At 55.8% G+C, this 285-nt stretch carries 1 protein-coding gene; it reads right to left on the bottom strand.

The genetic code is table 11. The annotated features are described in order from the left end of the window. Nucleotides 1–93: 93 nt before the first annotated feature. A partial coding sequence (locus A7090_RS08260; protein ID WP_000295637.1) for a transposase domain-containing protein occupies nucleotides 94–285 on the bottom strand: 192 nt, incomplete at its 5' end.

A 285-nucleotide genomic window follows, 5' to 3' on the forward strand; every position in this document is an offset into this window, starting at 1 on the left:
ATACGCCCTGAACCAGTGGCCGGCGCTGACGTACTATGCAGATGATGGCTGGGCTGAGGCGGAGTAAGCGGCTCGTCAGAACCGTATTGATATTTACTGAGAGCTCAGATCAACTTTCCAGGGCAACAGATCGCGTACCCGGTTTGCCGGCCAGTCCTGGATATGTTCAATGACGTAGCGCAGCCACTTTTCTGGCTCCACATTGTTCAGACGGCATGTGCCGATCAGCGAGTACAACACCGCCGCATGTTCACCACCGCTGTCGGAACCCGCGAACATCCAGTT

It is taken from the genome of Escherichia sp. MOD1-EC7003 (assembly GCF_002965065.1).
GTDB lineage: Bacteria > Pseudomonadota > Gammaproteobacteria > Enterobacterales > Enterobacteriaceae > Escherichia.